This is a genomic window from Erythrobacter tepidarius, assembly GCF_002155695.1.
Lineage (GTDB): Bacteria > Pseudomonadota > Alphaproteobacteria > Sphingomonadales > Sphingomonadaceae > Erythrobacter > Erythrobacter tepidarius.
In genome coordinates this window covers 268,062-281,242 of the sequence record NZ_MUYJ01000003.1, presented here as the reverse complement: position 1 = coordinate 281,242, position 13,181 = coordinate 268,062, and the positions used below count along the sequence as shown (strand labels likewise).

Annotated in this window: 12 protein-coding genes and 1 tRNA gene; 4 read left to right on the top strand and 9 right to left on the bottom strand. The window is 65.0% G+C overall.

Annotated elements, in window-relative coordinates:
- The 3 genes from tnpC to tnpA all read right to left on the bottom strand — a co-directional run.
- Positions 1 to 1,098: IS66 family transposase (tnpC, locus tag BZF61_RS04425; protein ID WP_086617424.1), on the bottom strand; the 1,098-nt coding region annotated here is incomplete at its 3' end.
- Between the two features lie 60 nt (positions 1,099 to 1,158).
- Entirely contained in the window at positions 1,159 to 1,500 is a 342-nt protein-coding gene (gene tnpB, locus BZF61_RS04420) for an IS66 family insertion sequence element accessory protein TnpB (protein ID WP_086616938.1), read from the bottom strand.
- Positions 1,497 to 1,874 carry an IS66-like element accessory protein TnpA gene (tnpA, locus tag BZF61_RS04415; protein WP_086616937.1) on the bottom strand — a complete coding sequence of 126 codons (378 nt, stop codon included), beginning with the start codon at positions 1,872 to 1,874 and terminating at the stop codon, positions 1,497 to 1,499. The genes tnpB and tnpA overlap by 4 nt, the downstream gene beginning before the upstream one ends.
- 94 nt (positions 1,875 to 1,968) lie before the next feature.
- Here tnpA and BZF61_RS04410 point away from each other — a divergent pair, with 94 nt between their 5' ends.
- Positions 1,969 to 4,077 (top strand): sensor domain-containing protein, encoded by a 2,109-nt coding sequence (locus BZF61_RS04410; protein ID WP_086617423.1) that lies wholly within the window; start codon positions 1,969 to 1,971, stop codon positions 4,075 to 4,077.
- 304 nt (positions 4,078 to 4,381) lie between these two features.
- Here the strand turns inward: BZF61_RS04410 and BZF61_RS04405 are convergent.
- Positions 4,382 to 4,456: transfer RNA gene (locus BZF61_RS04405), tRNA-Gln, on the bottom strand.
- A 77-nt stretch (positions 4,457 to 4,533) separates the two neighbouring features.
- The gene (yghU, locus tag BZF61_RS04400) at positions 4,534 to 5,394 is read right to left on the bottom strand and encodes a glutathione-dependent disulfide-bond oxidoreductase (protein ID WP_086617422.1); all 861 of its coding nucleotides are present in this window, start codon (positions 5,392 to 5,394) and stop codon (positions 4,534 to 4,536) included.
- A 179-nt stretch (positions 5,395 to 5,573) separates the two neighbouring features.
- Here yghU and BZF61_RS04395 point away from each other — a divergent pair, with 179 nt between their 5' ends.
- Positions 5,574 to 7,655 carry an NAD(+) synthase gene (locus BZF61_RS04395; RefSeq protein ID WP_086617421.1) on the top strand — a complete coding sequence of 694 codons (2,082 nt, stop codon included), beginning with the start codon at positions 5,574 to 5,576 and terminating at the stop codon, positions 7,653 to 7,655.
- The gene (locus tag BZF61_RS04390; protein WP_086617420.1) at positions 7,655 to 8,557 is read left to right on the top strand and encodes a DMT family transporter; all 903 of its coding nucleotides are present in this window, start codon (positions 7,655 to 7,657) and stop codon (positions 8,555 to 8,557) included. The genes BZF61_RS04395 and BZF61_RS04390 overlap by 1 nt, the downstream gene beginning before the upstream one ends.
- A 48-nt stretch (positions 8,558 to 8,605) precedes the next feature.
- On the opposite strand, the gene BZF61_RS04385 is transcribed toward BZF61_RS04390, so the two are convergent.
- Together BZF61_RS04385 and BZF61_RS04380 are read right to left on the bottom strand one after the other, a co-directional pair.
- Entirely contained in the window at positions 8,606 to 9,202 is a 597-nt protein-coding gene (locus BZF61_RS04385) for an FMN-dependent NADH-azoreductase (protein WP_086617419.1), read from the bottom strand.
- Between the two features lie 86 nt (positions 9,203 to 9,288).
- Positions 9,289 to 9,990 carry a pirin family protein gene (locus BZF61_RS04380; protein ID WP_086617418.1) on the bottom strand — a complete coding sequence of 234 codons (702 nt, stop codon included), beginning with the start codon at positions 9,988 to 9,990 and terminating at the stop codon, positions 9,289 to 9,291.
- A gap of 105 nt (positions 9,991 to 10,095) precedes the next feature.
- Here BZF61_RS04380 and BZF61_RS04375 point away from each other — a divergent pair, with 105 nt between their 5' ends.
- Entirely contained in the window at positions 10,096 to 10,986 is an 891-nt protein-coding gene (locus BZF61_RS04375) for a LysR family transcriptional regulator (protein WP_086617447.1), read from the top strand.
- On the opposite strand, the gene trhO is transcribed toward BZF61_RS04375, so the two are convergent.
- Positions 10,983 to 11,771 carry an oxygen-dependent tRNA uridine(34) hydroxylase TrhO gene (gene trhO, locus BZF61_RS04370; protein WP_086617417.1) on the bottom strand — a complete coding sequence of 263 codons (789 nt, stop codon included), beginning with the start codon at positions 11,769 to 11,771 and terminating at the stop codon, positions 10,983 to 10,985. The genes BZF61_RS04375 and trhO overlap by 4 nt on opposite strands.
- Entirely contained in the window at positions 11,768 to 12,844 is a 1,077-nt protein-coding gene (locus tag BZF61_RS04365) for a branched-chain amino acid aminotransferase (RefSeq protein WP_086617416.1), read from the bottom strand. The genes trhO and BZF61_RS04365 overlap by 4 nt, the downstream gene beginning before the upstream one ends.
- Between the last annotated feature and the right edge of the window lie 337 nt (positions 12,845 to 13,181).

The following is a 13,181-nucleotide window of genomic DNA, read 5'->3' as shown; positions in this document are numbered from 1 at the left end:
GGCCAGCTCGAAGAACTTGCGCCTCGCATGGGCGAAGCAGCCTGCCTCGAGCACGGGGCCGGGGTCGCGTCCTTCGCGATAGAGGTCGTTGTAGCCGCTATAGGCATCGGCCTGTAGGATCCCGGACCAGCCTGCGAGATGGGCTTGCGGGTGCTCGCCGCGCCGATCGCGCGAGTAGTGGAACAGCGCCGCCGGTGGATCAGACCCGGCGAACGGCCGATCATCGCGGACGTAGACCCATAATCGGGCCACATCGGTCTTGCCCTTGGCCATGACCGGCACGGTGGTATCGTCGCCGTGGATGCGGTCTGCAGCCAGAACGTGCGCCTCGATCAGCTTGTAGATCGGCATCAGCGCGTGAGCAGCGGCGCCGACCTGATCGGCCAGGGTCGAGAGACTGAGCGGCACGCCTTCGCGAGCGAACCGCTCGGCCTGACGGTTGAGGGGCTGATGCTGCCCATACTTCTCGAACAGCAGCATGGCGAGAAAGCTGGGCCCGGCCCATCCGCGGGGCACCACATGGAAAGGAGCGGGGGCCTGAGCGATCTTCTCGCAGTCCCGGCACGCAAACTTCTCCCGGACCGTCTGGATCACCTTCCACGAGCGCGGGATGACCTCGAGCGTCTCGGTGACGTCCTCGCCGAGCTTGGACAGCCGGTCCCCACCGCAGGCCGGGCAGGAACAGGGGGCAGGCACCACCACGCGCTCGCGGGGGAGGTGCTCGGGGAACGGCTTCCTTGCCGGGCGCTTGCGCTCGAAGGCAGTGACCGTGGTGGTCTTCGCTGCCGCTTCCTCGGCAATCAGATCGTCCTCGGTGGCGTCAGCCTCGAGCTCTTCGAGCTGCAGCTCCATCTGACCCAGCAGGCGTCGGCTGCGCTCGGCGCTGGGGCCATACTGCTCGCGCTTCAGCTTGGCGATCTGCAGCTTGAGGTGAGCGATCAGCGCCTCGATGGCGCTCTGGTGGGCCATGGCGTTGGCGAGCTTGGCCGTGGCAGTGGCAGCGTTCTGCTCGGCCTCCTCGGCTCTGCGGGCCATCGTCGCCACCAGCGCCTTGAGCGCTTCAACGTCGTCTGGCAGGGGCGAGATGGCGGCTTCCACAGGAGAGATGGAATCATGTTCCACCCTCTGCCGCAAGGGCAAAACACCGCCTTGCGACGATTATCCTGCGCTCTGCGGCCGCCACGTATACTGGGGGTTCCTCCAGTCGATCCCCTCCAGCAGGCAGGCCAGCTGCGAGGGGGTCAGCGACACCGTTCCCTCCTTGGCCGACGGCCATACGAACCGGCCCTTCTCGAGCCGCTTGGCGTAGAGCGACATGCCGATCCCGTCGTGCCATATGATCTTGATCAGCGAGCCCGCGCGGCCGCGGAATACGAACAGATCCCCGCCATGCGGATTACGCTTCAGGCCCTGCTGCACCAGCAGTGCCAGGCCCTGCATGCCCTTCCTCATATCCGTGTGGCCCAGCGCGATCCACACCCGCGCGCCGGAAGGGATCATCGCAGAGCCTTCAGCGCGGCAGCGACCAGCGCCGGCGATGCCGCAGCGAAAACGCTCAGCCGCTTGCCGCGTGGCAGGTCGATGATCATCGCCGGGTGCTCGGCAGCGCTGACCGGCACCGCGTCCCCGTCGATCACCGCTTCGGCGAATACCGGCGTGGGAAGCGCATCCGGCGCCTCGGCCTCCTGCGCCGCGCCTGCATCGAGCAACTTGCGCCGCCAAGTGTAGATCAGCGCCGAGGAGATATCGTGCCGCCGACACACCTCGGCAACGCAGGCGCCAGGCGCGAACGCCTCGGAAAGGATCCGCAGCCGTTCTTCCTCGCTCCACCGGCGCCGCCGCTCCGGCCCCGAAAATACCGTCACCTGACCCATCGACCACTCCTAAGCGCGCTCAAAAGAGCACGCTAAAGAGCGCTCGCTACCTACCCGCGCAAGGCGGCCCCCGCCGGATGGATACCTTTCGTCGGTGCTGGAAGCCGCAAACGATGCGATCCTGATCACTGAAGCTGAGGCCCTAGATTCCCCTCATCCGCGGATTGTATATGCAAACGAAAGCTATACCCGCATGTCGGGCTATAGCCTGCATGAAGTCATCGGTCAGTCGCCCCGCATATTGCAAGGGCGTGATACATGTCGCGCAACTCTGGACCGGATCAGGCAAAAATTGGCGGCTTGGGAGCCATTTCGCGAGGAACTGCTCAATTACCGGAAGGATGGGACACCGTTCTGGGTCGAGCTCAACGTTCGTCCTCTTGCCGACGATACAGGCTGGTATACTCACTGGGTTTCAGTGCAACGCGACGTCACTGCGCGCCGCCAGGCCATGGATGCTCTAGCCCAGCACGCAAGGGATCTCGAAGAGGCACAGCGCCTCGCAAAGCTAGGAACCTGGAGATTGCCGGTCCGGTCGACACGAGTTTCTTTTTCAGCCGAAGTTTGCGCGATGATTGGCATTTCGCGCGAGGTTACCTCGATACACGCTGGCCAGCTTCGTCAGTCGATGGAAGCTCGATCCTTGAGCGCGGCGCGCAACGCACTGGATCGCATCATGCTGCTCGGGGAAACCGCCAGTTTCGAGCTTCAACTCTTGCGTGACGGTCTCTCCTTTCGGACCATCTGGGTCGAAGGCCGTCCCGAGCGGGACCGTGAAGGTAACATCATCGCGGCGCGCGGCCTTTGCCAAGACATTTCAGAGCGCCGCAGTATCGAACATGCCTTGCTGTGGAATGCGACCCATGACGGCCTTACCGGCCTGTTCAACATAGAAGGTCTGCGCACGCAGGCGGCAGGGATCCTGGGCCGCGCACGATCCCAGCGGGACGCGGCGATAGTGGGGCTGGTAGATCTCGATCATCTGAAACTGGTCAATGATACGCTCGGGCACGCTGTCGGAGACGCCCTCATCGTCGAAGTGTCACGAAGGCTCCAGGGGTTTTTCGGCGAAGGTTCATGTGTTGCCCGGCTTGGCGGCGATGAGTTCGTATTCATTGAGAGAACCAAGGATGACCAGAGCGCGCTTGAGCAGCGTTTGCATGACCTTGTCAGCCTCCTGAAGCAGCCGTTCGAGTATCACGGTAGGCAACTCGATTGCAGCGGCAGTGTGGGAGTGGTCGTGACTTGCGAGTTCGAGCCTTCGCTGGATAGCCTTCTTCGCAATGCAGACCTTGCGATGTATCGCGCAAAGGAGATTGGGCGCGGGGCATTCGCATTCTTTTCTTCAGATCTTCAGGCCAGTGTCGAGCGTAAGGTTGCCCATCTCGATCTTGCAAGGCTAGCGGTGGGCAGCAAACTGGTTGTCCCGCATTTCCAGCCGAAGGTCTCGCTCGAGACAGGCGCGCTTATTGGGTTTGAGGCTTTGTTGCGCCTCAAGGTCGGTGATCGCATTCTGCCTCCTTCCGCCGTCGAACATGCATTCGAGAACGTCGAACTTGCAACGAGGCTTGGCGACGAGATGTTGCGCCGCGTGCTGGAGCAAATCCGACAATGGCGCCTAGAGAATTTCGAGTTTGGTTCGATTGCGGTTAATGTGTCGGGCGCCGAGTTGCTCCGCTCTGGCTATCCCCAACGCGTGCTCGAGGCGCTGACGCGCGCCAACGTTCCGCCCAGCGCGCTGGAGATTGAGGTGACTGAGGGCGTCCTGATCGGTCGTGGCGCCGAGCGAGTAGCGGGCGCCATCCGCCAGCTACGCGATGCTGGAGTGAAGATCGTCTTGGATGACTTTGGCACCGGCTATGCATCCCTGACCCATCTCAAGTGCCTTCCGATTAGTGGGATAAAGATCGACAAGAGCTTTGTCAGCGACATGCTGGAGGACGAAAGTGACGCATCGATCGTGCGAGCCTTGGTCGGGCTTGCTGATGCCCTAATGATTGACCTTGTTGCTGAGGGCGTCGAGACCGAGGAGCAGGTCAAGTTCTTGCGCGATTGTGGCTGCAAGGTGGCGCAAGGATTCCTGTTTGGCCGCCCTGTCAGTGCTCAAGAGATAGTCAGCTCAAGCGTCGATCCTTGCGCCAGCTCCCTTCGAGAGGAGCTCGAAGGGCAAACTAGGCGAGCTACCTCGCATGGCAGCACCTGACGGGACCTGCCCTTCAGCAGCTTTCGTCGGACGGCAGGAATGTCCCAAACGCAGTCATTGAGCTGATCGGTAGCCTCATCTGAATCCAGCGGACCAGCAGGCACCGCACTGAAGTGCGGTGCAAAACGTGTGCACACGCCGGTGGAAAAGCTGCGGAAATCGGATGGCCGTCTTGCGCCCGGAATCCAGTCGAATCATGATGTCGAAATCAGGACCACGAGAGGGTGCCACGGCAGGGTGCCACGGGGTTTTGACTCGAAGAGAAACCCGTTATCTTTCAGATGTTTGGATCTGAAGATATTCGTGGCTGGGGCGGAAGGATTCGAACCTTCGCATGGCGGTACCAAAAACCGCTGCCTTACCGCTTGGCTACGCCCCAGCAAGAGCCGCGCTCTATAGCGCCTCAATCGGGCTTGTGAAGGGGCGAGGTCAGCTTCCTGCCACCTTTTTCGTGCCTCAGTCGAGCCGCTTGCCGGCGAAATCGGCCGCCGAGTGGCGCTCCTTCAACTGCGTGTCCTCATCGCCCCACACCTTGTTGACGATTCTCCCGCGCCGGACGGCGGGGCGGGCCTTGATTTCAGCCACCCAGCGCGCGACGTGGGTGTATTCGTCGATGCTGAGAAAGGTCTTGGCATCGTTGTAGATCGTCCCTTCGGTGAAGGGGGCGAGCCAGGGGAAGTTGGCGATGTCAGCGATCGAATATTCGTCGCCCGCCAGAAAGCGGCTTTGCGCCAGGCGCTTGTCCGCGACGTCGAAGATGCGCTTGGTCTCCATCGCATAGCGGTTGATGGGATATTCGTATTTTTCGGGCGCATAGGCGTAGAAATGGCCGAAACCGCCGCCGATGAAGGGCGCGCTGGCGACCTGCCAGAACAACCAGCTCAGTACCTCGGCGCGCTTGGCCGGATCGGCGGGGAGGAACATTCCGAACTTTTCCGCCAGGTGGACAAGGATCGCCCCGCTCTCGAACACACGGAAGGGGGCGTCGGGAGTGCTGCGATCGAGCAGGGCAGGGATCTTGGAATTGGGGTTCACTGCGACGAAGCCGCTGCCGAACTGCTCGCCCGCGCTGATGTTCACCGTCCAGGCATCATATTCCGCGCCCCTGTGCCCGGCCTCGAGCAGTTCCTCGAGCATGATCGTCACCTTCACCCCATTGGGCGTGGCGAGCGAATAGAGCTGGAAGGGATGTTCGCCCACCGGCAATTCGCGCTCCTCGCGAGGCCCGGCGGTCGGGCGGTTGATCCCGGCAAAGCGCCCGCCCGAGACGGTGTTGGGATCCCACACAGCGGGCGGGGTGTAAGGTGCGTCGGCCATGATTGCGGCTCCTCGATGATATGGGGCAAGACTTGGAGCCTCGTTCGCCGCTCTGCAAGCGCCAGTGTGCGCAAATCGGCCGGGCCGGGCCTAGGCCGGACTTTTGGCGCGGCTGCTAGGAACGGCAAGGATTAGCCGCTAGAGGCTGTGTCAGGCCCATCCGGAACGCGTGAAGCATCATGAGCGCAACCTCGCACCCCTTCTTCGACTGTCACCAACACGGCTTCGTGCGCGTGGCGACCGCCACCCCAGCGATCCGCCCGGCCGATGTCGCCTTCAACACCGCGGGCGTGCTGGCCGAGGCGAGGAAGGCGGATGAGGCCAATGTCGATCTGGTGGTGTTTCCGGAACTGACACTGTCCGCTTATGCGATCGACGATCTGCTGCTCCAGCAGGCGCTGATCGAGCGGGTCGAGCAGGCGCTGGCCGAGGTGGTCGCGGCTTCGGCAGACCTTCGCCCGGTGCTGGTGTTGGGCGCACCGCTCCGCCGCGCCGACAAGCTCTACAACTGTGCGGTGGTGATCGCGGGCGGGCAGATTCTGGGCGTGGTGCCCAAGAGCTTTCTGCCGAATTACCGTGAGTTCTACGAAAAACGCCACTTCGCCCACGGGCGCGGCTGCACCGATCTGTGGATCGCTCTGGCGGGCGAGGAGGTGCCGTTTGGCACCGATCTGGTCTTCGCCGCAGCCAACCTACCCGGTTTCCGCTTCGGGGTGGAAATCTGCGAGGATTTCTGGGCCCCGATCCCGCCGGGGATGACGGCGGCGCTCGCCGGTGCGCTGATCCTGTGCAATCTTTCGGCCTCGCCCGTCACCATCGGACGGGCCGATGATCGCCACCTGCACTGCCGTTCTTCGGCCTCGCGCGCGATCGCGGCCTATGTCTATTCGGCGAGCGGCCACGGCGAGAGCACCACCGATCTCGCGTGGGACGGGCAGGGTGTGATCTACGAGATGGGCGATCTTCTTGCCCAATCGGCGCGCTTTGATCGCACGGGCGAGCTGTGCGTGGTCGATATCGACACCGAGCGCCTGGCTGCCGAGCGGCTGCGCAACCAGACCTTTGCCGATGCGGCGGATTGGGCGGGCAACCCGGCGGACAGCTATCGCCGGATCGACTTCGAGCATCGCTATGCGGCAGGCGACATCGGGCTCCACCGGCCGGTGGCGCGCTTCCCCTTCGTGCCTGACCGACCCGAAAAGCTCGACGAGGACTGCTACGAGGCGTTCAACATCCAGGTCGATGCGCTGATGCGACGGATCGAATCGACCGGGGCGAGGAGCCTCGTGATCGGGATTTCGGGCGGATTGGACTCCACCCACGCGCTGATCGTCGCGGCCAAGGCCTGCGACCGGCTGGGCCTGCCGCGCACCACCATCCGCGGCTATACCATGCCCGGCTTCGCCACCTCGCAGGGCACCAGATCGAACGCTCACAAGCTGATGGCGGCGATGGGCATCACCGCGGAAGAGATCGACATCCGTCCCGCCGCGCGCAAGATGCTCGAGGATATTGGTCACGCCTTTGCCCGGGGCGAACCCGTGCATGACGTGACCTTCGAAAATGTGCAGGCGGGCCTCAGAACCGATTACCTGTTCCGCCTTGCCGGACAGCACGGCGGCTTTGTCCTCGGCACGGGCGACCTTTCCGAGCTCGCGCTCGGCTGGTGCACCTATGGCGTGGGCGATCACATGAGCCATTACGGGGTCAATGCGGGCGTGCCCAAGACGCTGATTCAATATCTGATCCGCTGGGCGATCGCCACGCACCAGTTCGATGAGGCTTGCGCCGAGGTGCTCGCCGCGATCCTCGATACCGAGATTTCGCCCGAGCTGGTGCCGCCCGGCGCGGACGGGGCGATGCAATCGACCGAGGCACTCGTGGGGCCTTACGAGCTTAACGATTTCTTCCTCCACCACGTGATCCGCTATGGCCAGCGGCCCTCCAAGGTCGCCTTTCTTGCGTGGCATGCGTGGAAGGATGCCGCGGCCGGAGTGTGGCCTGCGGGCTTCCCGGAAAGCCGCCGGAACGCCTATGATCTGGCCGTCATCGCGCACTGGCTCGACCGGTTCTGTGCGCGCTTCTTCGGTTTTTCGCAGTTCAAGCGATCCGCGCTGCCCAACGGGCCGAAGGTCTCCTCGGCCGGCGCGCTCTCCCCGCGCGGCGAATGGCGCGCGCCGTCCGATGCGGTGGCCGGTGTGTGGCGCGAGGAGCTGCGCGAGCGCCTGCCTGATGCGGTGGCGCGAAACCTTCCCGCCTGATGCCCAAAGGCCTTCCTCTCTCGGCGCTGGGCATCATGCTGTTTTGCAATGTCGCCTGGGCGTTGAATGTCGTGGTCTCCAAGATCGCGGTGACGACGCTCGGCCTGCCGCCGCTGTTCTACACCGTGTTGCGCTCGGCCACGGTGCTGGCGGTGCTGTTCCCGCTGCTGTTGCGCGGGCGGCCCGAACGCCTGGGACTGGTGCTGCTGCTCGGCTTTGCGATCACCGGCGGAAGTTTCGGGTTGCAATTCATCGGCCTGCAGACGGCCAGCCCATCGGCGGTCGGCATCGTCAACCTCTCGGGCGCGCCGCTCACCGTGCTGTTCGCGATCATCTTTCTGGGCGAGCAGGTGCGCTGGCGGCGCGGTTTGGGCATGGCGCTGGCGCTGGGCGGAGTCGGCCTTGCGATCGGCGCCCCGTCGCAGGCGGGCGATCCGGTGGGGCTGGGCTTTGCTTTCGCAGGCGTATTCATCGGGGCCTTGGCCTCGGTCTTCGTCAAGCGGTTGGAGGTGAGCGCGGTGGCCTTGCAGGCCTGGGCGGCGGTCGCCTCGCTGCTGGTGATGCTGCCTGCCACATTGGCGCTGGAGACCGGGCAATGGGCTGCGCTCATGGCCGCGCCACTGGCGGTGGCGGGCTGCGTGTTGTTTGCCGGGGTGGTGGTCTCGGTCGGTGCGCACTCCGCCTATTTTCACCTGTTTCAGGCCCACGACGCCAACCTGATAGTGCCGCTGACGCTGCTCACCCCGCTGCTCACCATCGCCTTTGGCACCTGGCTGACCGGCGATGCGATCGGCTGGCCGCTGCTTGTGGGTGGAACGATGGCGCTGGCCGGGGTGGCGATCATCGTCATCCGCCCAAGCCGTACCATTTTCAAATGGCAGCTGATGCGCCCCAAGCTGTAACGTCGTAAGGGGGCGGCCGTCTTGCGGCGCGCCCCTAGTGGCCGATGCTCAGGCCGAGAGCCTGAGCGCCGCTTCCTGCGCGGCAGCGATCTTCGCTTCGCCATCGGCGCCCATGACGCCGTCGGCGGCGATGATCTCGACATCGGTGATGCCGATAAAGCCGAGGAAGAAGGTCAGCCAGCGGCTCATGAAATCGATGTCGCTGCCCACCGCTGTGCCGCCGCTGGCGATGGCGAGATAGGCTGTCTTGCCCTTGAGGAGGCCTTCCGGGCCATTGGCGGTATAGCGGAAGGTCGTGCCGGCGCGGGCGACGAGGTCAGCCCAGGCCTTGAGGCTTGCCGGAGGGCCGAAATTATAGATCGGCGCGGCGATCACGATGATATCGGCGGCCTGCAATTCGGCGATCAGCGTGTCGGCGATGGCGGCGAGGTCAGCCTGCTCCGGAGTGCGCTCGGCAGCGGGCGTGAGGTTCGCGCCGAAGCGCTCGGCGCTCACGAAAGGCAGATCATTGGCGGCCAGATCGCGGGTGGTGAGGCTTGCGCCGGTCTTGGCGGCGAGGCGCTCGACGATCCGCTGGCCGAGCCCGCGCGAGACACTCTCGGCGTCCGAACGGATGCTGGCGGTGATGTAGAGGATGTTGCTCATCGTAGGTGCTTTCCTTGAGGAATGGAGAGGGGAGGAGCCGGCCGGTGCAGAGGGGATGGGGGAACCGGCCGGCTCCGGGGGAAGGCTCAGGCCGCGTCGACCAGCACCACTTCGCTGTCTTCGAGCGCGGTGATGGTCACTTCGGCGAGGTTGGTGATCGCAACGCCGTCACGGGCATTGGCTTCCACCGTCTCGATCCGCACCTTGCCGGTGGCAGGCACCAGATAGAGGTGGCGATCAGCCGAGCGGGGCGTGTAGGTCACGCTCTCGCCGGCCTTGATCGTTGCGCCCAGCACCCGGGCATCGGCGCGGATCTTGAGGGCGTCATTGTCGTCCGCCACCCCGCTGGCGAGCGGCACGAACGCGCCGGCGCGCTCGCCCTTGGGGAACTGGCGCGCGCCCCAGCTCGGCTCGCCGCCGCGCTCGTCGGGGATGATCCAGATCTGGAACAGCGTCGTGTCGCTGGCTTCGAGGTTGTATTCCGAATGGCGCACGCCGCGCCCGGCGCTCATCACCTGCACGTCACCCGCTTCGGTGCGGCCGACGTTGCCCATTGAATCGCGGTGGGTGATCGCGCCGCTGCGGACATAGGTGATGATCTCCATGTCGCTGTGCGGATGGGTGGGAAAGCCGGTGCCGGGTGCGATGCGATCGTCGTTCCAGACCCTCAGGGCACCCCACTGGACGCGGGTCGGATCGTGGTAATTCGCGAAGGAGAAGTGGTGGCGCGCATCGAGCCAGCCGTGGCTGGCGGCGCCGAGGGTGTTGAATGGACGCAATTCGATCATGGCCTGTCTCCTTGTTCGTGTTGCGGCTGAGATAGGCCTGCAATGATGAACGGATAAGTGCGATAAAACTTGTCAAGATGTTCGGAAAATCCGAACATGCTGGCGATGAAACTCGGCGAACCCACAATCGATCAGCTGCGCATCTTCCTCGCCGTGGCTGAACACGGCAGCTTTGGCGGCGCTGCCAAGGCCATGGGGCGGGCGGTCTCGGCGATTTCCTATGGCATCGCGCAATTGGAGGCGCAGCTCGGCCTTGCGTTGTACGCGCGCGAAGGATCGCGCCGCCCGGTGTTGACGGCGGCGGGCGCGGGGCTGCTGGCGGAGGCGCGCGGGATTGCCGACGGGGTCGATGCGCTGCTTGCCAAGGCGCGCTCGCTCCATGCGGGGCAGGAGCCGTCGCTGACGCTGGTGGTCGACGTGATGGTGCCGGGCGAGGTCACCGCGCAGGTGCTGGGCGCGTTTCGCCACACGTTCCCGACCTGCGCGCTGACGCTCCGGATCGAAGGCCTGGGCGCGGTGGCCGCCTGCGTGATCGACGGCGGTTCGGATCTCGCCATCGGCGGCCCGGTGATCGGCGATCAGCCTGCGCTGGAGCGGCAGGCGGTCGGCGCCATCGAGCTGATCCCGGTTGCCGCGCCCTCGCACCCGCTGGCGCGGCCCGGGATCGCGCCGGGGGAGAGCCGCCGCCACCTGCAACTGGTGCTGACCGACCGCTCGCCCCTGACCGAGGGACGCGAATTCTCGGTGCTCTCCCCGCTGACCTGGCGTCTGGGGGATCTGGGCGCGAAACACGCACTGCTCAAAGAGGGGCTGGGCTGGGGCAACATGCCGCGCGCGATGGTGGCGGGCGATCTGGCGAGCGGCGCGCTGGTCGAACTCGATCTGCCGGAGAAGCCCGGCGCGCTTTATCGCCTCTCGGCGCTATGGCGGCGCGATACGCGGCTCGGCCCGGCCGCGCGCTGGCTGGTGGATGCCTTCCGGGAGGGTCTGGCCTAGGGCCGGCACAGCGGGCAGGCCGCGCCCGCCGGATAGGGCCGCCCGCAAGGCTGGCAAAGCATATGGGTGCCCTGCGCCAACCCATGGCCGAGGCTCACGCGCTCGTCGAAAACAAAGCATTCCCCCTGCCACAGGCTTTGTTTTTCGGGCACTTGTTCGAGATATTTGAGAATGCCTCCGCGCAGATGATAGACCTCCGCAACGCCTTCTGCGCGCAGGAAGCTGGTCGACTTCTCGCAGCGGATGCCGCCGGTGCAGAACATCGCGACCCTTTTCTTGTCCGCCAGCAGTTCCTCGCGGTTGGCGCGGAACCAGGCCGGGAAGTCGCGGAAGCAAGCCGTGGCGGGATCGATTGCCCCGACAAAGGTGCCGATCGCGACTTCATAATCGTTGCGGGTGTCGATAACGAGCGTGTCGGGATCGGCGATCAGCGCGTTCCAGTCATGCGGATCGACATAGGTGCCGACGCTGAGGCGCGGGTCGATGTCGGGCTCGCCCATGGTGACGATCTCGCGCTTGACCCGCACCTTCATCCGGCCGAAGGGCATGGCGCAGGCAGCGGAGAACTTCACGTCGAGCTTGTCGCAGCCCGGCAGCGCGCGGATGCGATCGAGCACCACCGCGAGCGCATTGTCAGTGCCCGCGATCGTCCCGTTGATGCCCTCGCGCGCGAGCACCAGCGTGCCTTTGATCCCCGTCTCTTCGCAAAGCGTCAACAGGCGCTCGCGCAGGGCTTCAGGATCGGGAAAGGGCGTGAACTGGTAGAGCGCCGCGACGGCAATCACATCCGCATCACCCAGCCGTGGGTATCGGCGATCCTGCCGGTCTGGATGCCAACCAGCAACTCGCGCAGTTTCGCGGTGGTCTGGCCGATGCCGCCGGCGCCGATGGTAAACTCGCCATCCGGCCCTGCGACCTTGCCGACCGCGGTGACGACCGCCGCCGTGCCGCAGGCCATCACCTCGACAAGGTGGCCGCTGGCGGCATCGGCGCGCCACTGGTCGATCGAATAGGGGGCTTCGGACACCCTCATTCCCTGCTCCCTGATAAGCGCGATCAGGCTGTCGCGGGTGATGCCCGGGAGGATCGTTCCGGTCAGCGGCGGAGTGATCACCGTGCCATCGGCAAAGACGAAGAACAGGTTCATCCCGCCCAGTTCCTCGACCCACTTGCGTTCGACCGCATCGAGGAACAGCACCTGGTCATGCCCCATGGCGAAGGCCTGTCCGGTGGGGACGAGGCTGGCGGCATAGTTGCCGCCGCACTTGGCCGCGCCGGTGCCGCCGGGGGCTGCGCGGGTGTAGTCGGAGATCCAGATGCTCACCGCCTTTGCGCCCGATTTGAAATAGTTGCCAGCCGGACTTGCGATGACGATGAACTTGTACTGCTTCGCCGGACGCACGCCGAGGAAGGCCTCGGTGGCGATCATGAAAGGCCTGAGGTAGAGCGCGCCGCCCTCGATCGCGGGATACCAGTTGCCGTCGACCTCCAGCAGGGCGCGGATCGCGCCGATGAAAGTCTCTTCCGGCAGCGCGGGCATGGCGAGCCGCTCGGCCGAGGCGTTGAAGCGCGCGGCGTTGGCCTCGGGGCGGAACAGGCCGAGCTTGCCATCAGGGTGACGATAGGCCTTGAGCCCTTCGAAGATTTCCTGCGCGTAGTGCAGCACGCTGGCGGCGGGATCGAGGCTGATCGGCTCGCGCGGCCCGAGCACCGGCGTCTGCCAGCCGCCCTGCGCCTCGTCATAGTCGACAACCACCATGTGATCGGTGAACACCGTCCCGAAGCCGGGATCGGCGATCAGCTGCGCGCGGAGGTGATCGGGTGTGGGCGAGGGATGGGGGAGGCGGGTGACGTGCATGCGGTGCGCCTAATCCTGCGCGCCGATTAGAGCAAGATTGCTGTTGGCGCGTTCTTGCGCGCCGCTCTGCCATCCTGCGCAGGGTCTGTCTGCCCTGAAGGGCGGGATATCGGTCGTGCACCGAACTCACGCGCAGCCGGCTTCAAGCATTGAACCGACTGGCCAGGCAATCGCCCGTCCGCCGGCGCTGCGGAGCGAAGCGGACAACCCGCGCCGAGGGCCTTCGCGCGCAGGTGGGGAAGCAATACAAGAAATGAAAAGGGCGCTTCCAGCCCGTCGGTGGAAACGCCCTTTCATGGTCAGCGGCCAGGAAGTGCCGCTCACGAAGCCTCTAGGG